This is a genomic window from Parabacteroides gordonii MS-1 = DSM 23371 (assembly GCF_000969825.1).
Lineage (GTDB): Bacteria > Bacteroidota > Bacteroidia > Bacteroidales > Tannerellaceae > Parabacteroides > Parabacteroides gordonii.
The window spans coordinates 1182588-1205006 of sequence record NZ_KQ033920.1 but is presented as its reverse complement, the minus strand read 5'-3'; the positions used below and the strand labels follow the sequence as shown (position 1 = coordinate 1205006).

Here is a 22419-nt window from a genome sequence, read left to right as displayed (position 1 = left end):
GGTAACTCTGCAAGGAGAATCCCAGGCGGATCACTGAAACAAGATGAAAAATAAAGTAAATCCCTGATAGTCAATCACTATTGGGGATTTCTTTTTTCCCTCAGTCCACCATTTTAGGCAGATTACAGCAAGAAATACAGGTGAAATAGGTGGACTTTGTTTAGGTCCGATTTTAGTCCACCGAATTGAACTTTACTCTTTGATTCACTGTGTTTTGCGTAACAGGATTTCAGGCTTGAAATAGTATTTTTGAACCATTAAAATTTAAACTTAAAAGTATGGACAGAAACTATTTTTCAATCCTCTTTTTCATCAAGAAGAGTAAGTTATTAAAGAATGGCGAGGCACCGATTTGCCTACGCATCACAATCAACGGCCAACGTGCGGAAGTTCAAATCAAACGCAGTGTCGAGGTTTCCCTGTGGAATAGTAATAAGGAATGTGCGATTGGGAAGGAACGGAAGCATCAGGAACTCAACCACTATCTTGAAACGGTTCGGACAAAAGTACTACGTATCCACAGAGAATTGGAGCAAGACGGCAAACCCATTACTGCCGAAATCCTGAAACGCCATTTCTATGGTGAAGGTGAATCTCCAAAAATGTTGCTGGAAGTTTTCAGGGAACATAATAAGAAATACCGTGAGCTTTTGGATAAAGATGTGGTATTGGGTACGGTTTTACGGTATGAGAGAACGGTCCGCTATCTTGAAGAATTCATGAAAGAGAAATATCGTTTCTCTGATATTCCATTGAAGAATATTAATCAGGAGTTTGTGAAAGAGTTCGAGCATTTTATCAAGACGGAGAAAGACTGCGCCCAGAATGCGACAGTCAAGTATCTGAAAAATCTGAAAAAGATAATCCGGAATGCTCTCGTGAACAAGTGGATGGATGATGACCCGTTTGTTGAAATCCGTTTCCACCAGACTGCCAGTAACCGTGAGTTTTTGACGGAAGAAGAATTAAATAAACTGATTGAAAAAGAATTCACAATTCCAAGAATGGAAGTAGTCCGTGATATTTTCGTCTTTTGTAGCCTGACCGGACTCGCTTTCACGGATGTGCAACATCTGAAACCGGAGCATATCTTCCGCGACATGGACGGTAGTTATTGGATTCGCAAAACAAGGGAAAAGACAGATAATATGTGCAATATACCTTTACTCGATCTTCCTATGAAGCTAATTCATAAATATCAAAATCATCCCGAATGTGTTCGAAAAGGTGTTGTGATGCCTGTTCCCTGTAATCAACGAATGAATAGTTATCTCAAAGAAATAGCTGATATATGCGGAATTCAAAAGACGCTGAGCACGCATTCAGCCCGCCACTCCTACGCCACCTCTATATGCCTAGCGAATGGCGTGAGTATGGAAAATGTTGCTAAGATGTTGGGACACGCAGATACAAGCGTGACTAAACACTATGCACGAGTACTGGATCAGAATATTTTCAAGGATATGAAAAAAGTAAATAGCTGCCTGTCGGAATTGGCTATATAATATTATCTGGCAGTCTGTCCTTTCACACTTCAAAACAAAAGGATGGACTGCCATTATACAAAATAAATACAACCTCAGTTTTTAAAATTTTCTAATAGGCTTATCTTATTTGTAATATGTGATAAAGCAAAAATTCCTCTATATTGATGTTCTGTCCATTCTAGAGCTTCAACTAAAGTCTTATTATCCATAAATTTTGTAGTAAATAAAAGTTCACGATTTTTATTTGGTTCTTTGTCTGTTATCAATGAAACGTGAGCATATCCTTCGACCGCATAACATGCTATTAACTGAGCAATAGTAAATAAGAAAAAACGATTGCGATACTTATTATATGATTCATCTACTTTAAATATGCATTGAGGAATACTATTTTCTAGCTGATCTACCAAACCTTGAATATCATAATTCTTATGGCATATCTTCTCATATAAGTCCGATTCGCATATATGAAAATAAGTTAGCAAGAAAAGTACATCAGGACAAACATATTCATTATGCGAAAACATTTTTAATGACAACCGAGTATTTGTGAAAATTTTCTCTATTTGCCTTAAAGTTAAATTCTTATGTTTAAAAAGAGCTTGAGCGATTTTGAGAAAGTTATCCTGTTCATTATCTCGTTTAAAATATTGCCCCCTTTCTTCTGTTCCAAAGAATGCATCAAAATCATAAAATTCATATAAATAGCTACTGAATTTATCTACATCAGGATCTGGTAAGGTATATTCAATATCAATAAATCTCTTTAAGTATTCATCTGCATCTATTAAATCACTACCATAATATCCTCGTATAGAATTACTTAATTGTTGTTTATCTATGGATATAACAAATACAATATTAGGTATATTGAAAAGATGTTTTATCCTTTCCAATACCTTTACAGCATAATAAGGATTACACCTGTCTAGTTCATCAACAATGAAAACCAAAGGTTTGTCGTTGCAAATATCTAACACAAAATTCGATAATTCGGCATGGAATTGCTCTAAACATAATTTCTGCTTCTCATAGCTTTCAATTTCTTCCTTTAATAAAGAAGCTCCTTCTTCTATACTATCGGAGTAAATATCAACAACATCTTCACCTGCATATTTTTTTAGTATTCCTTTAGCTATTGCAGGAGCTGCTTTCAGAACTATTTTTCCTGCTGTGCTTATAACTGATAAAAGTGCATCTTCTTTCTTCTTTTGTGAACTTACCTTTTTTAGTTCACCTAATAAACCAACAATCGGATCTGAAATAAAATCATTTTCCCATGCATTAAAATATAATGTATGAAAATCATCTAGTTTCAAATATTTTGCCCACATCTCAACAAACGTAGTCTTCCCGGTTCCCCACTTTCCATTTATAGCTAATACACAACCCTCATTGTAAGTCAAAACAATTGCTTTCAATATATCTGCATATTTTTCTCTGCCCAACTTACAGTTTAAGAAAGGATTCTCATCTGGTATATCTAGTTTTTGCAGTTTACATTTCATAAACGTATTATTATATTGTTAGAAATAAATATTCAAGATCTATAAATATCACAGCAAATATAGCGCATTTTAATGATTTAATTTTAAGTAGCATAAGTTTTCCAGAACTTAATATGAACATTGACAAAGGTAAGTTCCATATTTAGCCTGTTCAAGTCCGAGCCTTCGGTTTAGATGAAAATCTTCCTCTCATTACATTTCGAGCGTATTTTCATCTAAAGACTTGCACAGACTAAATACTTCACTGGAAAAGTCAATGATTCAAATTAAATTCCGAAAAACAATGTTTTCGGGGCTGGCAATGAGGTAAGCAACTTCCACTTGAATAGAGTTTAAACAAGTTTCTCATATAGTTTGAACCAGTCCAGCCCATAGTTGCCAAAGCCTAAATCTACGGTATCAATGTATTCAAAACCGCATTTCTCATAGAGGGAGATTGCCGGAAGATTATTTTCATACACATCCAAACGGATGGATTTTATACCTGATTGTTGAGCCAGTTCAAACGAATAATCCATCAAAACACGACCGATACCCATTTTCAAGAATGAGGGATGCACCACAAAAGTGCGTATCACAAAGATACGACTGTAGTCAGCTTCTATTTTCCACCTTACATTATTATAGGCTTCATCGGGGTGATGGTCTAAGATAATAGAGCCAGCTATTTTTCCCTCATACCTGACAACAAAAAGAGTATTATTTTCTATGCCAGCAATCGCATCTTCACGAATAGGATAAATGCCTTTTATCCATCCGGGATAGTTGGTGGTAGCTGATAGATAATCATTCAGATCATCATACAACTTTTCTAATTCGTCAATATCGGCAGGTGTGCCGGATTCTATTACAAACTTCATAATTGTAACTGTTTGGAATGCAAAGGTATAATTTCCACCTTAATAAAAGAGGTTTCCTTTTAAGATAGTGGAAATCATACTCTTTTAGGTAGTTATTCTTTCCAGCTTTCAAAGTAGTGCTTTTGGAGCAGCTTATCAATATCGCTTTGGCGATAAATGATTTTACCTTTTATCTGGATAAAGGGGATTAGACCTGTATCTCGCCATTCTTGCAGGGTTCGCAAACTGACATTCAGTTTCTTGGAAACTTCATTGTTAGAAAGAAAACGCTCCCCGTTCAGGTGGGGCTTGTAATGCTTGACTATAGATTCAATACCATTCAGCATCGAATCAAGCGAAGAAATAAACTCTTTAATTTGCGGGGTATCTTTATTTATTAGTTCCATGATTGAAAGATTGATTTCAAGATTGCTATATGGCTGATTAGTTGCGCAGATAGTCACCAAGTGATGAAATGCTAAGTACATCTTTTGCCGGATCATAATCAATATAGAGCCGTTTGGATGCAGTGGCAATAAAATACAGGCTACTATCCTGCTGTATCTCATAAGTAGCGGGTGAAGCCTGTTTAGTAGTTTCTGATATATATATAATAGAAAGGAGATACTCTTTGTCGCTCCGATAGATGATAACCGTAGGATTCAGATTAATGCTTTCCCATGTGCCTACAATGGAAAACAGATTGAAGGACGGATAATCTTCTTTAGTTCTTTTCATAAGGCGTGGTTTGTTTGGGTGATTGATTTTGTGTTTCACTGTCCACAATAATTCTTTCAATATCGGAAGACTTATAATAAATCTTGCTGCCGATTTGAGAATGAGCCAGTCGTCCACTACTTCGGTAATATTGCAGCGTTCGTTTACTAAAACCTAACAACAGGCACACTTTCTGACTATCCAGCCAGTTTTCTACTTTCTGGGTATGAGTGCTGCACAAACTTTCTATTCGTTTGGCAAACTCAGTGAACCGTTCGCAGACATACGAAAAGGTTCTCTTTTCAATGGTTACTACTTCCATACTTTCAATTTTAAAAGGTTTATAAAACGTGTTGATCTAACTTTCATCGGCAAATGAAAGAAGAATCAGGAGCCGTTTTCAAAACTGTCCAAGGATGGCATAATAAAACCACTACTGTCTCTACGAGCTAGTTTCCCAAATAACACTTAAATCTTCATGAGAAATACCATGAGCACACTCCAAATTTTACTATATTGCAACAATTTATAAATGTAGTCAGCATGAAGTTCAAAGACCTTTCAATTACGTTCCATACAAATAAAGTAAAGGAATGCATAGATTTCTACACCGAATATTTTAAAGCTATGTCAGCTTTTGATTCATAGTGAGAGGTAGCCGATATATAAAGTTGATAAAGTAGTAATCTAAGTTAGCACTCGTAATTTGAAATTGGAATACAACATAAGAAGCCTGTACACTCCAGTACAGCCAGCAGTAATAGGTACTAATGGCGAGGTCTCATATATTGAGTTGCCATCTGACGCACAACTACAAGACTTTATTTATTGTTATTGGAATCTAAAGACTATTAAGCCACTAGATGATATATACAATTATCGTGTAGTTGCTGATGGGTGTATTGATATCGTTTTTAATTGTACAAATTATGATGAAACATATATAATGGGGTACTGCAATTCTTTTGTGAAGATTGGCATTGATAAAGAATTCAATTATTTCGGAATACGGTTTCTTCCGGGTATATTTCCATTACTATTTAATATAGATGCGTCAGAATTAAGCAATCATTACGAACGTTTAAATACCGTGCAACCTCGTATATACAATGTAATTCAACAATCGAAAGATAGATGCTTATGCCTTCAGGATTTGTGCGATGAACTCAATATCTATTTTATTAAGCATATTAATAAAATAGATAAACCTTTTGATAATAGATTTTTCTGTGCATTAGAAACTATTTTAAAAAGCAAAGGATCGATTATTATTGAGAAAGATTTGAATGGTGGAATAAGTAGTCGTCATTTACAACGACTTTTTAATTTTTACATAGGAGATACAGCCAAGTCTTTTTGCCGAATTGTTCGTTTTCAGAATCTTTTAAAGATTGACCCTTCAGTTAAATTAATAAAATCCGAAAAATCATTTCATAAAAGAGTTTAAATTATTTTACGGTAAAACGCCCTCAAAGATCGCCGCTGAATAAAATGTCCGATTTTTCCTATTTTTGAAAAACTCTATGTTTTAACTTTGCGGCATGGAATTATATAGCATAAAGCAACTGTCAATACTTTATGTAATAACCAGTAAGGATGAAGTTAAAGATAAACGGTGATTAAAGAAATCGCTAAAAATATAAAAGCAACTATTGAAAACAACTTAATAACAAGATAATGAAATATTTAGATAAATATATTGTTGTGTGCAAATGGGTTGAGAGCTATGAAAATCCTATTATATTAAAGAAAGATGAAAAAGTTGTAGTCAATTTAGCTATAAAAGAAACTGATCCAGAATGGGTAAATTGGGTTTGGTGTATAGCGGGCAATGGAATGACAGGTTGGGTACCGATTAGATGTTTAAAGCGATCTATTGAATTATTGTAGAATAAGTATTGCCGAAATGATAAAATATTACCGAATTTGTAGAAAGAAGATTATATTACGTAGTCCATAGTAAAAATGAAATCAAAAATAGACAACAATTTAAGAAATGCGAAGAACATAGGTGCAACTATCGAGAAATACCTTAATGAAATTGGTATATTCACTTTAGCCGATCTTGCAGAAACAACCTCTGTCAAAGCTTTTATAAAGATACGTGAACAACATCCTGAAAAGACTATACCTGTGTGCTATTATCTCTATTCTTTAGAAGGAGCTCTATTAAACTTACACTGGAATGATATTCCATCAGAATTAAAAAAAGAACTAAAAGATAAAATTCAGGATTAACTATTAGAACAAATTTGATTAATGATTAGGCTATTAAAAGAATTAGCAGATTGATTCATTTTTACACTTATTAATATGACATATGAGATTACCTTTGCAAAAACAATAAGTACATTAAAATGATACGATTACAAAATATAAACCTAACTCCACCTGAGGATATACAGCAATTAGCAAATAATCACGCTATCGCTGTAAACTTACGGGACACCTTTCCATATCCTTATAAGATTGAAGATGCTACTACATTTCTTGATTTAGCTACAAATGGATCATTAGGAAACGTCTTCGGGATATATGAGAATAATACATTCGTTGGTTGTTGCAGCCTAATACCACAGTATGGCGTATATCGTATTAATGCAGAAATTGGATATTGGATTGGAGAACCTTATTGGGGCAAAGGATATGCCACCGAAGCGGTAAGGTTATTGATAAAATTTGCTTTTGAAGAACTTAACTTATTGAGGATTTATGCGAAAATTTACGAGTATAATATAGGCTCAATGAAAGTTTTGAAAAGGAAGCCATTATTAAGTCCTCGGTTATAAAAGAGGGACAAATAGTTGATGAACATTTATATAGTATTAGGAAAAAATGAAAAAAGATATAGGCGATCACATTATTAGTAAATTAGATTTGCAAGATATAGTTAAAGTGTTGTCCGATGAATTAAGCGGGTCGGAACTGAACACTGTTTTACTGGACGTTTTTAACAAGCGTGTTCAACAGGAAACTCCCTCATCTTTACTAAGTAAATATGAGGGCAACAAGCTTGTTAAGCCCGCCTTATTAGAAGATGTTTTAGAATATAAAGAAAATGAATTACGGTGCTATAAATTAATGGCAGGTAGAGGATTTGAACCCATAGAACTTTCCCCGGTCGCTCAATTTGGGACAAGTAGTGTTATAGCAACAGTAGATCAAAAAAAAGTCCTTACTTCTTTAAGAAACACAGAAGTACAGGCAGACCCGACGAATGCAATAGCATTACATTACGCATCGTTAAAGAAAAAAGGAGAATTAGATAACAAAACCTATAATTACAGCAACATTTCACGGGTAATAAGGACACAGGTATTTAATAATCCTAATTTCACTCCTCATTTTACTGTTCTCGCCCTTATTTCATGCGGCAGAGATACTGGTAGCTTTAATTTTGAGAAAGAAGAACTATTAAAACATTTAACTACATCATATGAAATATGTAAAAGTTACGGTGTGGAGAAAATATATTATGAGATTATTCCATGCAAAGGTTATGACAGTCAAAGCCCACTAATAATGGAATCAATATCGTATGTCCGGGAAAAAAATAGTAATCTTGAGGTCTTGGTTATAGCACCGGAACATGATAATAACTATTATCATGGTTTCAGAATAAAGCAGCAAATAGTGATCGGCGGCAATACTATTGAAATTGCTGACGGTGGATTGCTTGATTGGACACAACAGCTATTAACCAACAAAAAAGAGCGAATGATGACATTCGGGCTTGGTATTCAGGTATTATATCACCTAACTAAATAAACATGGTAAAGAGTAAAGTCATATTTGAAGATGAAGAACAAGTAGAAATTAAATATCCTTGTTTTGAATTAAAGGATATTGTTGAGTATTATTTTGAAATATGTACTCCTAACAATTCTATAACTCCATTTTCACTTGTGGCTTTGCCCAATGCTAATATCTTAGTTTCAATTTATATCTCCGATAGTAGTCAGACATTCAAAGTACATCGTGAACATGGTATAATTGATACATCGGGTGATAAGATATCTGGTAGCTTAACAGAAGCGATCACTGTAATACACGCTCCCGGAACCCATGAATTTTCAATAAAATTCAAGCCGGGAGTTTTGTACTCCTGTTTATCTAAAGATATTTCAACTTTGGTGGATAATCATTTGTCTCTGCAAAAGTATCTAAATCAAAAAGTAATAGACGAACTAAAATTGCAAAGCTCTTTTGCCGAGCGAGTTCAGTTTGTAGAGAATTGGATTTTAAGTAATATGAAAATCTTTAGTTCTGATTTCAAACTCAACACTGTAATAAAAACAATTTACTATATCAATACTAACCGTAATTACAAATTGAACACAGTAAGTAAGGAAGTTGGTGTGTCAAATCCTACACTCAATAGATATTTCAAAGAAGTATTAGGTATATCACCCAAACAATGCTTTAAAGCTTTACGCTTTAAAACTGCATTGAAGAACTATCGTGCAAATGGTAGTTATGATTTATACGACGAATTGGGATATACCGACTTTTCCCATTTTGTAAAAGAAGCTAAAAATTTGGCAAACACAACTCCATCAGAACTATAAGAAAAAGTAATAAAGACTATAAAAGCACATTAATAAAATATTATCTATGACAATGAATGAAAATATGAAACTTTGGAAATACAGTAGGACATTTCTTGTTATAACAGGAGTAATCCACACAGTATATGCACTATTACTTGGGAAAGAGGACTTTACGGACATGATAAAAGATGGATTAATAAACTCCACAGATGACAGTTACAGCCGTGCTTTCGCCCTTTGTTTTTTAATATGTGGGATTATAGTTATTCTTTGGGGGCTAACACTCCAATGCTATATCAAAAAAGAGCAGAAACCCGCACCTCTGGTTTTGGGGTATTGTATTTTGGCGTTTGCTGTGGTTGGATGTATCATAGAGCCGATTTCCGATTTTTGGCTGTTTTTGCCGCAAGCATTAGTTATAATTGCTGCAAATAGAAAAAGGAACATATAATAGACAACATTATGAATATAATATCAGTAAGAGAACAATCTCAATACACCCAACAAATTATAGCGTATTTACAGCAGGTAAACTTCCCTACTTTATGATTAGCCATAAGACTTACTATCGAGCATCCGACATTCGGATATTTGTTCAAGAAAAGTTTAACCGCAGGCAGGTACTTTACAAATAGAGCTTCTTGTCCCCGTACTTGACACGGGGTCGCAAAAGGACAGGCCTTATCAATCAGTGGTTATACGGCCGTTTATTATGCGTTCCCGTGTCAAGCACGGGAACAGGATACTTTTTTACAACCTATAAATTATTCTATTATCCCATGAAATTCAGCCTATTCTTTTTCATCATCCTATTTTTTGCAAACTGTTCGACCCGCAAACAAACCAATTCATCCCGGCAACAAACCGATAGTTTACGGCAAACCAGCCGGTTATCTGTCTGGACAACTAAAATCCCTGAAAGCCGTGCCCGCTTAACGATCCCTGTCGGCAGGCTGAAAGAACTGCCTTCCGGAGCCGCTTTTGTGCAGAAAAGCGGGCAGGCAACCGCTGAAATCCGTTTCCTGCACGACACCTTGTTTGTCTCCGCCACCTGCGACAGCCTGCAAGCCCTGGTTTATCAATACGAAGAACAAAACGAACAACTGCATGCCCGGCTGGAAAACAGCCAAACCGAAAAATCCCAAAGTCCGCGTGCCTGTGTTGGGATCATTGTTTTACTTTTCCTTGTTTGTATTATCTTCGGATGGAGACACCATTCGTTATTCCACGATTAATTCCATTTGTATATCACCTCTTTCGTAAGCAGGGTGCAATTCTGCCAGTTCTTTAAAACCCAACTTCCTGTATAGATGAATGGCAGGCTTCAGAATTGTATTACTTTCCAGAAAAAGTCTTTTTGCTCCGAATTCTATCGCTTTGTTTATAACTGTTTCGCATAATATCACACCGATGCCTTTACCCTGCACTTTAGGACTGACAGCCAGTTTGGCCAGTTCGTAATCATAAAGCGGATCTTCCATTTTGTATAAAGCACATGTACCGACCGGTTCGCCTTTGTAAAGGGCGATAAAAATGTGACCACCTTTATCCAGAATGTATTCTTGCGGATGATCCAATGCCTTGTAATCGGCTTCTTCCATGTTCCAATGGGCCGTTATCCATTCTTCGTTAAGCGAACGGAAAGCAATCTGGTAGCACGGTTCGTATGCAACTATTTTTACATCTTTACTTTCTCTTACCCGTTTTTCTTCCTTTACCCGTTGCAGCAAGGATTTATCCGATAGGAGATTTTCCCATTCTTCAATTGCTTTCCATAAGTCATTCTTTGTTTGTCGGGTGATTTGTTCGATGGCGGCAGCAACATCCACACATTGTTCTGTAAACGAATCTGACATCTTTTTCCCTTTAGCAGATAATGCAACTACATTTCTTCTTCCGTCAGACTGGTCTTTGGTTTCTTTTACCAGTCCTTTGGCTACCATTTCTTTAATAATGTTACTTACCGAAGGGTGGGAGTGTCCGATCTCTTTTGCTATCGAGGTGATTGTTTTTGCTTCTCCTTGGGATAAAACGAAGAATACGGGAAACCATTTTGGTTTGAGGTCTACCCCGAACATTTCGTAGATCGAAGCTGCATCCATTGTTATTTTATCGGTTAACATACGTAGTCTGCTACCGATAGCCATCTTGCCTGTCTGATTAAAAAAGTCCATATATGTAGAATTTGTGTTATTAGATACGTAATTGATTACGCAAATATATGGGCTTTAAATAATACTGGCAAATATTTCGCGAAAAATATGTAACCAGTTACGTAAATATATTCAAATCCCTTTTATACCGTACGTTTCAGCCATTCATCCAATATCATCAATTGCTCTTGTGTATGGAAATAATGTTCTGATCCCTGTACAATCTCCAGTTGGCAAGCGAATAATTCTGTAAACTTAGATATAATATCCCTTTCACAGAGTTCATCCTTGCTGCCATACAGGATATGTGTCGGTATTTCCCAACGGGAAACAGGATGTTCCCTTACAAAGCAATAATAATCCCAATACAAATTTTGTCCGATGGGAGTGGAAATTGTCTGTTTGCTTTCCAACTCTTTTTCCGTGACGGAAAACCACATCATCATATTTTGGATAAGACGTTGCATGTCGACGATCGGGGAGAGGAACCAGGCTTTTTCTATCGGCTCGTTTGGATAGGCCAAAAGACTGAAATAAGCACCCATGCTGTTGGCAAATAAACGGATATGTTTCCAGTTCATTTTAGTGTATTGCATGACGACCCTTAAATCTTCAACGCAGTACTGAACTTTGCAGGGTGTATCTTCATTTATTCTATCTCCATGTTCCGGCAGGTCAAAACTCAAAACCTGCCAGCCATTTGCCAACGCATTTTCAGCTACGATCCTGATCGGGACATCCGCTTTGTCCGACATATTCCCATGAATGGCAAGAACGACTTTTTCAGAGACTTCACCCCACAAGATGGCAGGTATATTATTTATACTGAAGATTGTTTTTTGCATGATCGATGTTTTGTCTCTTTTTTCCAATACCAATGATTTTAGGGGTTCTACCTTTGTCGGCACATAATAAACAAACAAAGATATGGATAAAAAAGCATTAAGAGACAAAGTGGAAGCACACTTGCAGGTTTTATGTTCGGAAATCGGTGAACGCCGTGTAGGAAGTGAAGAGAATCGGCAGGCCACGACCTATGCAAAAAAAGTATTACAATTGTCGGGGTGGCAGGTTGAAGAGACTGAGCTCTCCGTGATAGACTGGAAAACGGAAGGGGCGTCACTGACCTGCGGGAAACAATCGTTCGATGTTTTTTCCTCCCATTATTCATTGGGATGTTCCGTAAAAGGAGAATTAATAGCGGTGGATACAGTCGGCAAATTGGAAAAAGCAGATATCAAAGATAAAATCGTACTGTTGTACGGAGAAATCGCTTCCCAACAGATCGCTCCTAAAAACTTTCCTTTCTGGAATCCGGAAGAACATCAACATCTGGTTTCGGTGTTGGAGAATGGCGCCCCTAAAGCGTTGATCAGTGCAACGGAACGTAATTCGGCAACGGCCGGCGGTGTGTATCCTTTCCCGTTGTTCGAGGATGGAGACTTCGATATTCCGTCAGTCTACATGAAAGATACCGAAGGTGAAAAGTTGTTGGCCTGCACAGGGCAAATGGTGGAACTCGTCTCAGGGGCGGTGCGAATCCCGGAGACTGCATTTAACGTGATTGCGCGAAAAGACAGCCGGACGAAAGACAGGATCATTATCACTGCCCATATTGATACAAAAATCGGAACCCCGGGAGCAATAGATAATGCGACAGGAGTTACGGCTGTTCTGCTGCTTGCGGAGTTGCTGAAAGATAGCGACACTCGATATCCGGTCGAATTGGTTCTTTTCAATGGGGAAGATTATTATGCCGCTCCCGGACAAGTCAATTATATTGAACAGAATATAGCTCATTTTGATGATATATTGTTGAACATTAATATTGATGGAGCCGGATATAAAGAAGGCTATTCTTGTTTCTCTGCATTCGGGCTTTCTGCAGATATGCAGCAGGCTATGGATGGGGTAATCCGGAATACTCCGGAGATTGTGGAAGGACTTCCCTGGTATCAGGGAGATCACAGCATTTTTCTGCAGAATGACCGTCCGGCGATTGCTGTAAGTTCCAACTGGTTTATTGAGCATATGGAGTGCCAGGACATCACACATACGGCAAAGGATAATCTCAGCATAGTCAACTGTGAACGAGTTGTAGAATGCGCTCTCGGTATTGCAGAACTGATAGGGAAATTATAAATGTTATTCAGTCGTTTATCGACTTTATTCCCTGTTTCATCCCCGGAATAGAGAGGTTGGTCTATTAACGCTTTACAGAAATATGGTAAAGTCTACCTTTATGCCGGAATAATATAATGAGTAAGAGTCAGATTAAAATTGTACAGATGAATAATTTATCAAAAATGAAACTAAGTGGTGTATTACCTGAGAATTCACAGAAAGTGAACAATATGGAAATACAGAACATTCACGGAGAGTTAATCAGACACATTGTAAAGATGAGTCACTCAGAAGATTATTCACATGTCTTTCGGGCACTGACTCTTGCTCTTGCTCGTAGTGATAAATCATAAATATCGCCAAGTTAGTCGAATGTCCCTTTTTTACACCTGATGAGTCCGGCAATACTATAACTTTGTCCCCGAAATGGATAGGTTTAAAGTCATACAGCCCTCTGTGTTGCTTGCTCCGTATGTGAAGCAATATTGGTTCTTGCGGATGGAAGAGGTTGTGCAAAGTTCACAGCGTCTGGTTCCGTTCGGTTGCATGGCTTTAAGTTTTCACCGGGGGAATCGTACCTATTCGTCACAAGCAAAAGGTTTTCTGCCTGAGTCACATCTTTACGGCATGACAACAGGGTATACAGACCTCGTCTTTTCAGGAACGGTTGATTTAATCTGTATTGTCTTTAAACCGGCGGGAGCGAATCTGTTTTTCAAAACGCCTCTCTACGAGTTGAATAACAGTTACGCTTCGCTGGATGCATTGAGCGATCTGGATTGGCTTGAATTGGAGCAACGTTTGAATGAAGCAACAGATGATCCAGCCTGTGTCGGATTGATCGAGCAGTTTCTGATCAGCCGTATTTACCGGTTAGATAAACAGGAAGATAAACGGATCAGTGCGGTAATCGACTCTATCTGCTGCGGAGATACGGATGTTAACCGTCTGGCACAGACAGCCTGCCTGTGCTACAAACAGTTTAAACGTCTTTTTCTTGAAAATATAGGGATCAATCCAAAGGATTTCCTACAGATCGTACGTTTTCAGAAATTGCATCGTTTCCTACAGCTGCATACCGATATGACGGTCGCTGAACTGGCTTGCGAATGTGGCTATTATGATAAGTCGCACCTGATAAAGGAATTGAAAGATTTCTCCGGATTCACACCGGCCGGACTGATGAGAGCCTGCGATCCCACGTATTCGGAATATCATGGGGCGTTCCGTTCGGCTTTTGTAGACCTTCCTTCCGAGTGAATAAACAAATATATTTTATTATGAAGATTCTAATTTACGGAGCAGGTGTGATCGGTTCTACTTATGGCTGGCAATTGGCTGAGTCGGGCTATGATGTCAGTGTTCTGGTCAGAAAAGGTAAGAAGCAACCGATTGAAGAGAAGGGGATAAGTATCCGTTGTACGGATTTCAGGAATGGGACGGGGACGATCAAAGAAGCAGTTTTTCGTCCCGGAGCCATTGAAACACTTTCTGCCGACAATGATTTTGAATATATTATTGTTACGACAAACAGTCTCCATCTGGAAGAAATCTTGCCTGTCCTTAAGGAATCGGCGGGAAACGCCCATATTCTCTTTTTCCAGAATATATGGTATGATGATCTTGATAAGATAAGCAAATATCTGGCTCCGGGACAATATTTATTCGGTTTCCCTTTTATGGCAGGAGGAGGAAAAGACCGGGAAGGCAATAACACGGTTATTTCCGGCTCGAAATATTCAAAGACAATGCTTGGCGAACCGACTGGCGAAATAACTCCTCGTGTTCGGGAAATAGCAAGAGTGATGGAAGATGCCGGAATGAAGCCATTTGTTTCCAACCAGATCATCACATGGCTTCTTCCTCATTGTGCTTTTATTGCCGCACTTTCGGCCGGGATCATTAGAGCAGGAGGCAAAACGGAAGCATTTCTGAAAAGCCCATCCATCGCCAAAGAGACGATAAAGGCTATCAGAGAGGGTTTCCATGTTTGTTCCGCATTAGGAATCGATCCTAAGAAGGAGAAAGTGAATAAACTGTATTATTTGCCTCTGTTTATTTGCTATCCGATTGTAAGAAAAGTGTTTCGTGATGAAGCCATGCAGGCTATGTTTGATGGCTATCTGGCTAATTCGCAGGACGAAGTGGGGAAGATGCTTAAAGACATTATTTCATCGGGCGAGAAACAATGCCTTCAAACACCATATTTGAAAGGATATGAAAAGTTTCTGGCTGATTGATTACACATGAATTTTTGCAAACGCCTGGTCTAAGTCTGCCAACAGATCTTCGATATGTTCCGTGCCGATCGACAGGCGGATTGTTCCCGGATAAATCTCCTGTTCGGCCAGTTCCTGTGCGTTGAGTTGCGAATGTGTGGTGCTGGCCGGATGGATAACCAGTGATTTCACGTCAGCAACATTTGCCAGCAGAGAGAAAATCTCCAGGCTGTCGATAAAACGGTGTGCCTCTTCTTGTCCTCCTTTTATTTCGAATGTAAAGATGGAACCTGCTCCGTTGGGGAAATACTGTTCGTAGAGCGCATGGTCGGGATGATCGGGCAATGCCGGATGGTTCACCTTCTTTACTTTCGGATGATTTTTCAGATAATTTACTACTTTCAGCGCATTTTCTACGTGGCGTTCCACACGCAGGGAGAGCGTTTCCAATCCTTGCAGCAGAATGAATGCATTGAACGGGCTAATGGTTGCTCCCGTATCACGCAGCAGGATGGCACGAATGCGGATCGCATATGCAGCCGGGCCCGCAGCATCGACAAAGCGTACGCCGTGGTAACTGGGATCGGGCTCGGTTAGTTGAGGGAACTTGCCGGATGCCACCCAGTCGAATTTCCCGGAGTCGACGATTACACCACCCAGTGAAGAGCCATGTCCGCCGATAAACTTCGTGGCAGAATGTACAACAATATCTGCACCGTGCTCAATGGGGCGGATCAGATAAGGTGTGCCGAATGTATTGTCGACGATCAGTGGTATTTTATGGCGGTGGGCGATATCGGCAACTTTTTTAATGTCAATAATATTGGAATTGGGATTACCCAGCGTCTCGATGAAAATGGCTTTTGTATTCTCTTGGATAGCCTTTTCAAAGTTAGATAAATCGGTGGGATCGACAAATGTTGCTGTTATGCCGTAAGCGGGCAGCGTATGTGCCAGCAGGTTGTAGCTTCCTCCGTAAATGGTTTTGGCGGCAACAATGTGGTCGCCTGCACGGGTGATGTTCTCAAATGCGTATGTGATAGCTGCGGCTCCTGAAGCAACAGCAAGTCCGGCTACGCCGCCTTCAAGTACAGCTACGCGCTGTTCAAAAACGCCCTGTGTGGAATTGGTCAGGCGCCCGTAAATATTTCCGGGATCCTGTAAGCTGAAGCGAGCTGCTGCATGTGCGGAGTTGTGGAACACGTATGAAGTAGTTTGGTAGATAGGAACTGCACGTGCATCTGTTGCCGGATCGGCTTGCTCTTGTCCTACATGAAGTTGTAATGTCTCGAAATGCAAATTCTTTGTTGCCATAACTGTCTATTTTTAATTGATTTGTTTTTGAATTATTTTCTTGCAAAATTATTGTATGTAGATATATCAAACAATATTTACTGTAAATATGGATAATAACACTATTTTTGTATCTTAATAAAGAAAATATAAACTGAGAGAATATTAAAAAAGCCTCTTGTAAAGAATTTTATTCTATGGATACTTTGGACAAAACAGATTTGCAGATTCTTCGTACGCTGCAAGAGAACGCCCGGCTGACGACAAAAGAGTTGGCTTCCCGCGTAAGTCTTTCGTCGACACCCGTGTTTGAGCGTCTCAAACGTCTTGAAAATGGAGGATATATAAAGAAGTATATTGCCGTATTGGATGCAGAGAAGCTGAACCAGGGATTTGTCGTATTTTGTAGTGTGAAGTTAAGTAAGCTGAATCGGGACATTGCAGCGGAGTTCACACGAATTATACAGGACATTCCCCAGGTGACCGAATGTTATAATATATCCGGACGTTATGATTATCTCTTAAAAATCCATGCGCCGAGTATGAAGTATTATCAGGAGTTCATTCTGAATGTGTTGGGAACGATCGATAGTCTGGGTTCTCTGGAAAGCACTTTCGTAATGGATGAAGTTAAGCATGATTATGGGATTCATATCTAAATATCGTGTGTTTGAGCAGGGAAGAAATACAAGAACAGGTAGGTATATAAAAAACGAAATGGCTAACTTTCACAAGTGGGCCATTTCTTAACCAAAACCTTAACTATGAAAAAATTTACGTTTTTCAATAGCAAATGTACAACTATTTTTTGAACTAGCACTATGAATACCTGTTTTTTTTGATAATTCGTTTTTTTTCTTGTTTTTCCCGGTAAAAGTAAACTGACCGGATGCTACTTACGACTCCTTTAAACATAAGAAATTGCTGTCAAAATATCCTATATTATCCATTATGGTTTCATAATCAGATATATAAATGTTATATTTGCCAAAACTCTATGCGTATGAAACCACTTTCAGGAATGAAATTATTTTATTCATTTTCCATATATATCATTGCCGCATTGCTTATGTGGCTTCAAACTCATTATACGATACCCTATTTAAGAGAAAAGACCGGTCTGGAACCGATCTTGTTTTGGTTTGTTATTGGTGCGCTCGGTATTTTCCTGCCTCTTATTCTTCTAGCAATGGCAATACTTAAATCGGAAAGGTATAAGCTGAACTCCCGGACGTGGTATAAAAGAATGCGGTTTGTCAGAATGACCGGGCCGGATTGGATGTGGAGTATTTTCGGGATACTGATTACCGGAATAGGGATGGTTGTAGTTATGGGTATAATTACCTTATTTGTAGACAAACTCGATTATACGCCTTCATTTATGGAGTTTGAACCGTTGAGTGCCGGGCGTTACTGGTTACTGGCTGTCTGGTTCGTCTTTTGGATATTTAATATAATGGGAGAAGAAATACTCTGGCGAGGTGTTATGCAGCCACGCCAGGAACTGATCTTCGGTCGATATACATGGGTCGTTCAAGGGACAGGATGGAGCCTTTTTCATCTGGCCTTCGGTTGGCAGCTCTGGGTTATCTTATTACCTATGATGTTTATCCAGCCCTATATCGTCCAGAAAACACGAAACACCTGGACGGGCGTTATCATTCACGGAGTAATTAATGGCCCGAGCTTTATTGCGATAGCATTGGGAGCAATCTGATAACTGTTTATTTCCACTTCTTCTCACAGGGAACTCTTTCCCCGTCTTCGGAAGAATATTGATTCAATGAACCTTCCCGTGACTGAATGACCATATAAATCATGGTTTCATCAGACGAATTTCTCATGCCTCGTTTAGCAGCTGGAGCTACACGGATCACACTTCCCTCTGTTATAGGGAAACATTCATCATCAACCTGAAAATCACCCGATCCTTTAAGGATGATATATGTTTCCTCGTTTTCCTTATGAATATGAAAATAGGAGAGTTCCGTTTTAGGTGGAAGTGTAGAAAATGAAATTTCTGTTCCGGTAGCTTTTGTGCTGTCTTTAAGGAATACTTTTCCTACTATTTCCTGTCCTGTCTTCGGATGGATCAGGGAATGTTCTGTCAATTTATCTAAACTGCCGATATTAAGTGCGGTGTAGACTTGGTTTTCTGAAATAATTTCTACCTGTTTCATTGTTCCGGAATGCTTTTAGTTTATATTCATGATCCTTTTCTTTACGATAGTGCAATATTAGTCAAATTCCATCTATCTCTACTCTTTTTATCTCTTTTATCTTCTTATATACATATATAAATGCCGGAATTAAAAATAGATCGGCTGCAACCCAGGCTGTTGCATCGCCGAAACAGACTGCCAGGAAGCCGAAAGCCGGTACTGCATAAATACTGACCAGTGTACGGGCAACCATCTCCGAAACCCCCGAAAGCATAGCCAGATTAGTGAATCCTGCTCCCTGAATCGTATATCGCAGTATGCAAAGAGTACCAAGGATAGGAAAGAAGGAACATGACACATGCATATATTGAACAGCTTTAGAAATAACCTCTGACTCAGTGGAATCGACGAATATCAATGTGAGCCGTTCTGACGTCAGCATCAGGACGATAAAGGCGAAGGCGGCATAAACGATCATCATCAGGCCACTGGCCTTGATTCCTTGCCAGATACGTTTGGGCTTTCCTGCACCATAGTTCTGTCCGGTGTAGGTTGCCATTGCGATACCCAGACTCTCGAAAGGACACATGAAAAATGACTTTATTCGAACTGCGGAAGCAAACGCTGCGACACTGGCCGACCCGAGTGCATTATTCGCACTTTGCAACATGATGCTGCCGATCGCTGTAATAGAAAACTGAAGCCCCATCGGAACGCCTATCCAAAGCAGATTGCCTGCCAACCGCGCGTTGAACTTCCGTTCGTCACGCGTTCCCTGCAAGATCTCGAAGCGGCGGTACATATAGATAAAACAAAGGACAGCCGAAATACCTTGCGAAAGAAGTGTTGCAATCGCTGCTCCGGCAACTCCCCATTTGAAGATCAGGATACAAACCAGATCGAGGATCACATTGAGAATCGTTGAAAAGAGCAGGAACCAGAAGGGCGTCTTACTATCGCCCAGGGCACGGATAATGCTGGAAAGTAAGTTATAGAAGAAGGTACACGGCACACCGATAAAAGTTACCAACAGATAAAAATAAGCATCTGTAAAGATGTTCTCCGGTGTCTGCATGATCTTTAAAATATCCTTGCAGTAAATACACGTCACGACGGCAATGATTACCGACATGATAGCTGCCAGTTGTAAGCTGATAGCCACATAACGCCGCATCGTATTGTAATCCCGCGCACCGAACTTTTGTGCCACCGGAATTCCGAAACCCGCACAACAGCCGTTACAGAATCCGATGATAAGGAAGATAACGGACGTACTTGCCCCAACTGCGGAGAAAGCGCCGATCCCTAAAAATTTACCAACGATAGCCGCATCGATTAAAGAGTAAGTTTGTTGAAGCAGATTTGCTAAAAGTACCGGCATGGCAAAACTGAAGATCAGCGGAAGTGCCCGTCCGGAAGTCATTTCTTTGGATGTTCCCATACTATTTCCCTAAACAATCGCTGCAAAGGTAGTATTTTGTAATGAAAAAGGACTGGTATACACTTAAAATTATTTTCTTAAATTTATAAACTGTATTCTCAAAACATTTTGCTTTCTGCCATAGTTCTTTTATAAACAAAACATAAAAGAAAAAGTAAATATCAATATGGCAAAGAATGTAGCAGAACAATTAGTAGACACACTGGAAAAGGCAGGTGTCAAACGTATTTACGCCGTCACGGGTGACAGTTTGAATGAAGTAAACGAAGCTGTACGAAAAAATGGAAAGATCAAATGGATTCATGTCCGTCACGAAGAAACCGGTGCTTATGCCGCTGCGGCTGAAGCGCAATTGAATGGTGAACTGGCCTGTTGTGCCGGAAGTAGCGGCCCGGGGCATGTGCACCTGATCAATGGACTTTATGATGCTCAGCGCTCGGGGGCTCCTGTGCTTGCCATCGCATCCACATTGCCGACTCATGAGTTTGGAACGGAGTATTTTCAGGAGACCAATACAATCAAATTGTTTGAAGATTGCAGCCATTATAATCAGGTGGCGACCACGCCCGAACAATTCCCCCGTATGTTGCAGGGTGCCATACAAGCCGCTCTCTCATTTCGTGGAGTAGGCGTGATCGGCTTACCCGGCGACCTGACTTCGATGACAGCCAGCGAAGGAGAGTCTTCCCTGCTTCCGTTTCCGACCCGGCAACGTGTTTGCCCTTCCGCTGAAGAGATCGGTAAACTGGCTGACTTGCTGAACAAAGCGGAAAAGGTTACCCTCTTCTGTGGAATAGGAGCCAAAGACGCGCATAAGGAATTGGTAGAATTATCCCGGCTTCTGAATGCTCCTGTCGCTTATTCCTTTAAAAGCAAGATGGAAATACAATATGATAATCCGAACGAGGTAGGTATGACAGGCTTGCTGGGAATGCCTTCCGGTTACTATAGTATGCATGAAGCCGAAGTATTGCTTTTGCTCGGAACGGATTTCCCTTATGAAGCCTTTATGCCGCAAAACAATACGATCGTGCAGGTGGATATCAAAGCCAACCGTCTCGGACGTCGTGCCAAAATAAAAATGGGACTCTGCGGTGATGTGAAAGATACTTTGACGGAACTACTTCCCCTTATTCAGCAGAAGAAAAACGATTCCTTTCTCCGCGAACAACTGGCGCATTATGAAAAGGTGAAAGACAACTTGAGATCGGCAGCGAAAGTGAAGGGCAAAGAAGAAAAGATCCAACCGGAATATGTGATCTCCGTTATCAATGAACTGGCTTCGGACGATGCCATCTTTACCGTCGACACAGGGATGACCTGCGTATGGGGAGCACGTTATTTGCAGGCTACCGGAAAGCGCAAGATGTTGGGCTCCTTCAATCATGGCTCTATGGCGAATGCCATGCCTCAGGCTATCGGGGCGGCACTGGCTTATCCGGGACGTCAGGCGGTTGCCTTATGTGGCGACGGTGGGCTTTCCATGTCACTGGGCGACCTGGCGACGATCGTACAATATAAATTACCTATCAAACTGGTTGTGTTCAATAACCGTTCGCTCGGAATGGTCAAACTCGAAATGGAAGTAGCCGGATTACCCGACTGGCAAACTACGATGTTGAATCCTGATTTCGCACGGGTGGCTCTTTCGATGGGAATGGCAGGCTACAATGTATGCAATCCGGATGATGTGTTGCCGACATTAACAAAGGCTTTCGTTTCGGACGGCCCTGTCCTGGTCAATATTATGACTGATCCGAACGCGCTCGCTATGCCTCCGAAAATAGAGTTTACCCAGATGCTCGGGTTTGCACAGACAATGTACAAGCTCCTGATGCAGGGACGTTCCAAAGAAGTTATGGATACGATCGATACAAACCTGAAGCACTGGAAAGAGGTGTTTTAAATAAAAATAAATACCTTTGC

The 22419-nt window shown here is 39.5% G+C and carries 25 protein-coding genes; 15 read left to right on the top strand and 10 right to left on the bottom strand.

Annotated elements, in window-relative coordinates; translation table 11 throughout:
- The first annotated feature begins 278 nt into the window (after positions 1–278).
- Entirely contained in the window at positions 279–1505 is a 1227-nt protein-coding gene (locus HMPREF1536_RS22015) for a site-specific integrase (protein ID WP_028729006.1), read from the top strand.
- Positions 1506–1579: 74 nt separating this feature from the next.
- Here HMPREF1536_RS22015 and HMPREF1536_RS22010 read toward each other — a convergent pair whose 3' ends face one another.
- From HMPREF1536_RS22010 to HMPREF1536_RS27260, 5 genes are all read right to left on the bottom strand, one after another.
- Positions 1580–2995, bottom strand: a complete 1416-nt coding sequence (locus HMPREF1536_RS22010) for a KAP family P-loop NTPase fold protein (RefSeq protein WP_028729007.1) — start codon at positions 2993–2995, stop codon at positions 1580–1582.
- A gap of 332 nt (positions 2996–3327) precedes the next feature.
- Positions 3328–3855 (bottom strand): GNAT family N-acetyltransferase, encoded by a 528-nt coding sequence (locus HMPREF1536_RS22005; RefSeq protein WP_028729008.1) that lies wholly within the window; start codon positions 3853–3855, stop codon positions 3328–3330.
- Positions 3856–3947: 92 nt separating this feature from the next.
- The gene (locus tag HMPREF1536_RS22000; RefSeq protein WP_005778546.1) at positions 3948–4241 is read right to left on the bottom strand and encodes a helix-turn-helix domain-containing protein; all 294 of its coding nucleotides are present in this window, start codon (positions 4239–4241) and stop codon (positions 3948–3950) included.
- 37 nt (positions 4242–4278) lie between these two features.
- A complete protein-coding gene (locus HMPREF1536_RS21995; protein ID WP_028729009.1) occupies positions 4279–4572 on the bottom strand; it encodes a DUF3876 domain-containing protein in 294 nt (97 codons plus the stop codon).
- Positions 4559–4873 carry a helix-turn-helix domain-containing protein gene (locus HMPREF1536_RS27260; protein ID WP_081693383.1) on the bottom strand — a complete coding sequence of 105 codons (315 nt, stop codon included), beginning with the start codon at positions 4871–4873 and terminating at the stop codon, positions 4559–4561. Before HMPREF1536_RS27260 ends, HMPREF1536_RS21995 begins: the two co-directional genes overlap by 14 nt.
- 384 nt (positions 4874–5257) lie before the next feature.
- Between HMPREF1536_RS27260 and HMPREF1536_RS21990 the strand changes: the two genes are divergently transcribed.
- From HMPREF1536_RS21990 to HMPREF1536_RS21955, 8 genes are all read left to right on the top strand, one after another.
- Positions 5258–5998 carry a DUF6597 domain-containing transcriptional factor gene (locus HMPREF1536_RS21990; protein WP_225608041.1) on the top strand — a complete coding sequence of 247 codons (741 nt, stop codon included), beginning with the start codon at positions 5258–5260 and terminating at the stop codon, positions 5996–5998.
- Between the two features lie 230 nt (positions 5999–6228).
- Positions 6229–6441, top strand: a complete 213-nt coding sequence (locus HMPREF1536_RS21985; protein WP_044193193.1) for an SH3 domain-containing protein — start codon at positions 6229–6231, stop codon at positions 6439–6441.
- 75 nt (positions 6442–6516) lie between these two features.
- The gene (locus HMPREF1536_RS21980) at positions 6517–6789 is read left to right on the top strand and encodes a TfoX/Sxy family protein (protein ID WP_008777585.1); all 273 of its coding nucleotides are present in this window, start codon (positions 6517–6519) and stop codon (positions 6787–6789) included.
- 119 nt (positions 6790–6908) lie between these two features.
- The gene (locus tag HMPREF1536_RS21975; RefSeq protein ID WP_052349885.1) at positions 6909–7340 is read left to right on the top strand and encodes a GNAT family N-acetyltransferase; all 432 of its coding nucleotides are present in this window, start codon (positions 6909–6911) and stop codon (positions 7338–7340) included.
- Positions 7341–7386: 46 nt separating this feature from the next.
- Positions 7387–8319, top strand: a complete 933-nt coding sequence (locus HMPREF1536_RS21970; protein ID WP_028729010.1) for a hypothetical protein — start codon at positions 7387–7389, stop codon at positions 8317–8319.
- A 2-nt stretch (positions 8320–8321) separates the two neighbouring features.
- Positions 8322–9119, top strand: a complete 798-nt coding sequence (locus HMPREF1536_RS21965; RefSeq protein ID WP_028729011.1) for a helix-turn-helix domain-containing protein — start codon at positions 8322–8324, stop codon at positions 9117–9119.
- 64 nt (positions 9120–9183) lie between these two features.
- On the top strand, positions 9184–9552 hold the full coding sequence (locus tag HMPREF1536_RS21960; RefSeq protein WP_028729012.1) for a DUF6463 family protein: 369 nt from the start codon (positions 9184–9186) through the stop codon (positions 9550–9552).
- 328 nt (positions 9553–9880) lie between these two features.
- On the top strand, positions 9881–10336 hold the full coding sequence (locus tag HMPREF1536_RS21955; RefSeq protein ID WP_147337534.1) for a hypothetical protein: 456 nt from the start codon (positions 9881–9883) through the stop codon (positions 10334–10336).
- On the opposite strand, the gene HMPREF1536_RS21950 is transcribed toward HMPREF1536_RS21955, so the two are convergent.
- Together HMPREF1536_RS21950 and HMPREF1536_RS21945 are read right to left on the bottom strand one after the other, a co-directional pair.
- Positions 10322–11275, bottom strand: a complete 954-nt coding sequence (locus HMPREF1536_RS21950) for a bifunctional helix-turn-helix transcriptional regulator/GNAT family N-acetyltransferase (RefSeq protein WP_028729014.1) — start codon at positions 11273–11275, stop codon at positions 10322–10324. The two genes, HMPREF1536_RS21955 and HMPREF1536_RS21950, sit on opposite strands and share 15 nt — an antisense overlap.
- Positions 11276–11397: 122 nt before the next feature.
- Complete coding sequence (locus tag HMPREF1536_RS21945) at positions 11398–12099, bottom strand: alpha/beta hydrolase (protein WP_028729015.1); 702 nt, start codon at positions 12097–12099, stop codon at positions 11398–11400.
- Positions 12100–12181: 82 nt separating this feature from the next.
- Between HMPREF1536_RS21945 and HMPREF1536_RS21940 the strand changes: the two genes are divergently transcribed.
- From HMPREF1536_RS21940 to HMPREF1536_RS21925, 3 genes are all read left to right on the top strand, one after another.
- The gene (locus HMPREF1536_RS21940; protein ID WP_028729016.1) at positions 12182–13396 is read left to right on the top strand and encodes a M28 family metallopeptidase; all 1215 of its coding nucleotides are present in this window, start codon (positions 12182–12184) and stop codon (positions 13394–13396) included.
- 408 nt (positions 13397–13804) lie between these two features.
- Complete coding sequence (locus HMPREF1536_RS21930; protein ID WP_028729017.1) at positions 13805–14638, top strand: helix-turn-helix domain-containing protein; 834 nt, start codon at positions 13805–13807, stop codon at positions 14636–14638.
- Positions 14639–14658: 20 nt separating this feature from the next.
- A complete protein-coding gene (locus HMPREF1536_RS21925) occupies positions 14659–15618 on the top strand; it encodes a ketopantoate reductase family protein (RefSeq protein ID WP_028729018.1) in 960 nt (319 codons plus the stop codon).
- On the opposite strand, the gene HMPREF1536_RS21920 is transcribed toward HMPREF1536_RS21925, so the two are convergent.
- Positions 15619–16911, bottom strand: coding sequence for an O-acetylhomoserine aminocarboxypropyltransferase/cysteine synthase family protein (locus HMPREF1536_RS21920; protein ID WP_028729019.1), 1293 nt, complete (start codon positions 16909–16911; stop codon positions 15619–15621). It lies immediately after the preceding gene.
- A 176-nt stretch (positions 16912–17087) separates the two neighbouring features.
- Here HMPREF1536_RS21920 and HMPREF1536_RS21915 point away from each other — a divergent pair, with 176 nt between their 5' ends.
- Together HMPREF1536_RS21915 and HMPREF1536_RS21910 are read left to right on the top strand one after the other, a co-directional pair.
- The gene (locus HMPREF1536_RS21915) at positions 17088–17549 is read left to right on the top strand and encodes an Lrp/AsnC family transcriptional regulator (protein ID WP_028729020.1); all 462 of its coding nucleotides are present in this window, start codon (positions 17088–17090) and stop codon (positions 17547–17549) included.
- A 344-nt stretch (positions 17550–17893) separates the two neighbouring features.
- Positions 17894–18607 carry a CPBP family intramembrane glutamic endopeptidase gene (locus HMPREF1536_RS21910; RefSeq protein WP_044193088.1) on the top strand — a complete coding sequence of 238 codons (714 nt, stop codon included), beginning with the start codon at positions 17894–17896 and terminating at the stop codon, positions 18605–18607.
- Positions 18608–18614: 7 nt separating this feature from the next.
- Here HMPREF1536_RS21910 and HMPREF1536_RS21905 read toward each other — a convergent pair whose 3' ends face one another.
- Entirely contained in the window at positions 18615–19070 is a 456-nt protein-coding gene (locus HMPREF1536_RS21905) for a cupin domain-containing protein (RefSeq protein ID WP_028729022.1), read from the bottom strand.
- 61 nt (positions 19071–19131) lie between these two features.
- Positions 19132–20493 carry an MATE family efflux transporter gene (locus HMPREF1536_RS21900; protein WP_028729023.1) on the bottom strand — a complete coding sequence of 454 codons (1362 nt, stop codon included), beginning with the start codon at positions 20491–20493 and terminating at the stop codon, positions 19132–19134.
- Positions 20494–20659: 166 nt separating this feature from the next.
- Here HMPREF1536_RS21900 and HMPREF1536_RS21895 point away from each other — a divergent pair, with 166 nt between their 5' ends.
- Positions 20660–22399 (top strand): thiamine pyrophosphate-dependent enzyme, encoded by a 1740-nt coding sequence (locus HMPREF1536_RS21895; protein WP_028729024.1) that lies wholly within the window; start codon positions 20660–20662, stop codon positions 22397–22399.
- Positions 22400–22419 lie beyond the last annotated feature (20 nt).

Coding starts and splice junctions, on each gene's coding strand:
- HMPREF1536_RS21930 (WP_028729017.1), top strand. CDS start 13,805: ATGGATAGGTTTAAAGTCATACAGCCCTCTGTGTTGCTTGCTCCGTAT.
- HMPREF1536_RS22015 (WP_028729006.1), top strand. CDS start 279: ATGGACAGAAACTATTTTTCAATCCTCTTTTTCATCAAGAAGAGTAAG.
- HMPREF1536_RS27260 (WP_081693383.1), bottom strand. CDS start 4,873: ATGGAAGTAGTAACCATTGAAAAGAGAACCTTTTCGTATGTCTGCGAA.
- HMPREF1536_RS21940 (WP_028729016.1), top strand. CDS start 12,182: ATGGATAAAAAAGCATTAAGAGACAAAGTGGAAGCACACTTGCAGGTT.
- HMPREF1536_RS21900 (WP_028729023.1), bottom strand. CDS start 20,493: ATGGGAACATCCAAAGAAATGACTTCCGGACGGGCACTTCCGCTGATC.
- HMPREF1536_RS21920 (WP_028729019.1), bottom strand. CDS start 16,911: ATGGCAACAAAGAATTTGCATTTCGAGACATTACAACTTCATGTAGGA.
- HMPREF1536_RS21960 (WP_028729012.1), top strand. CDS start 9,184: ATGAAACTTTGGAAATACAGTAGGACATTTCTTGTTATAACAGGAGTA.
- HMPREF1536_RS21995 (WP_028729009.1), bottom strand. CDS start 4,572: ATGAAAAGAACTAAAGAAGATTATCCGTCCTTCAATCTGTTTTCCATT.
- HMPREF1536_RS21910 (WP_044193088.1), top strand. CDS start 17,894: ATGAAACCACTTTCAGGAATGAAATTATTTTATTCATTTTCCATATAT.
- HMPREF1536_RS21945 (WP_028729015.1), bottom strand. CDS start 12,099: ATGCAAAAAACAATCTTCAGTATAAATAATATACCTGCCATCTTGTGG.
- HMPREF1536_RS21955 (WP_147337534.1), top strand. CDS start 9,881: ATGAAATTCAGCCTATTCTTTTTCATCATCCTATTTTTTGCAAACTGT.
- HMPREF1536_RS21895 (WP_028729024.1), top strand. CDS start 20,660: ATGGCAAAGAATGTAGCAGAACAATTAGTAGACACACTGGAAAAGGCA.
- HMPREF1536_RS21965 (WP_028729011.1), top strand. CDS start 8,322: ATGGTAAAGAGTAAAGTCATATTTGAAGATGAAGAACAAGTAGAAATT.
- HMPREF1536_RS21925 (WP_028729018.1), top strand. CDS start 14,659: ATGAAGATTCTAATTTACGGAGCAGGTGTGATCGGTTCTACTTATGGC.
- HMPREF1536_RS22005 (WP_028729008.1), bottom strand. CDS start 3,855: ATGAAGTTTGTAATAGAATCCGGCACACCTGCCGATATTGACGAATTA.
- HMPREF1536_RS22010 (WP_028729007.1), bottom strand. CDS start 2,995: ATGAAATGTAAACTGCAAAAACTAGATATACCAGATGAGAATCCTTTC.
- HMPREF1536_RS22000 (WP_005778546.1), bottom strand. CDS start 4,241: ATGGAACTAATAAATAAAGATACCCCGCAAATTAAAGAGTTTATTTCT.
- HMPREF1536_RS21975 (WP_052349885.1), top strand. CDS start 6,909: ATGATACGATTACAAAATATAAACCTAACTCCACCTGAGGATATACAG.
- HMPREF1536_RS21905 (WP_028729022.1), bottom strand. CDS start 19,070: ATGAAACAGGTAGAAATTATTTCAGAAAACCAAGTCTACACCGCACTT.
- HMPREF1536_RS21985 (WP_044193193.1), top strand. CDS start 6,229: ATGAAATATTTAGATAAATATATTGTTGTGTGCAAATGGGTTGAGAGC.
- HMPREF1536_RS21950 (WP_028729014.1), bottom strand. CDS start 11,275: ATGGACTTTTTTAATCAGACAGGCAAGATGGCTATCGGTAGCAGACTA.
- HMPREF1536_RS21970 (WP_028729010.1), top strand. CDS start 7,387: ATGAAAAAAGATATAGGCGATCACATTATTAGTAAATTAGATTTGCAA.
- HMPREF1536_RS21915 (WP_028729020.1), top strand. CDS start 17,088: ATGGATACTTTGGACAAAACAGATTTGCAGATTCTTCGTACGCTGCAA.
- HMPREF1536_RS21980 (WP_008777585.1), top strand. CDS start 6,517: ATGAAATCAAAAATAGACAACAATTTAAGAAATGCGAAGAACATAGGT.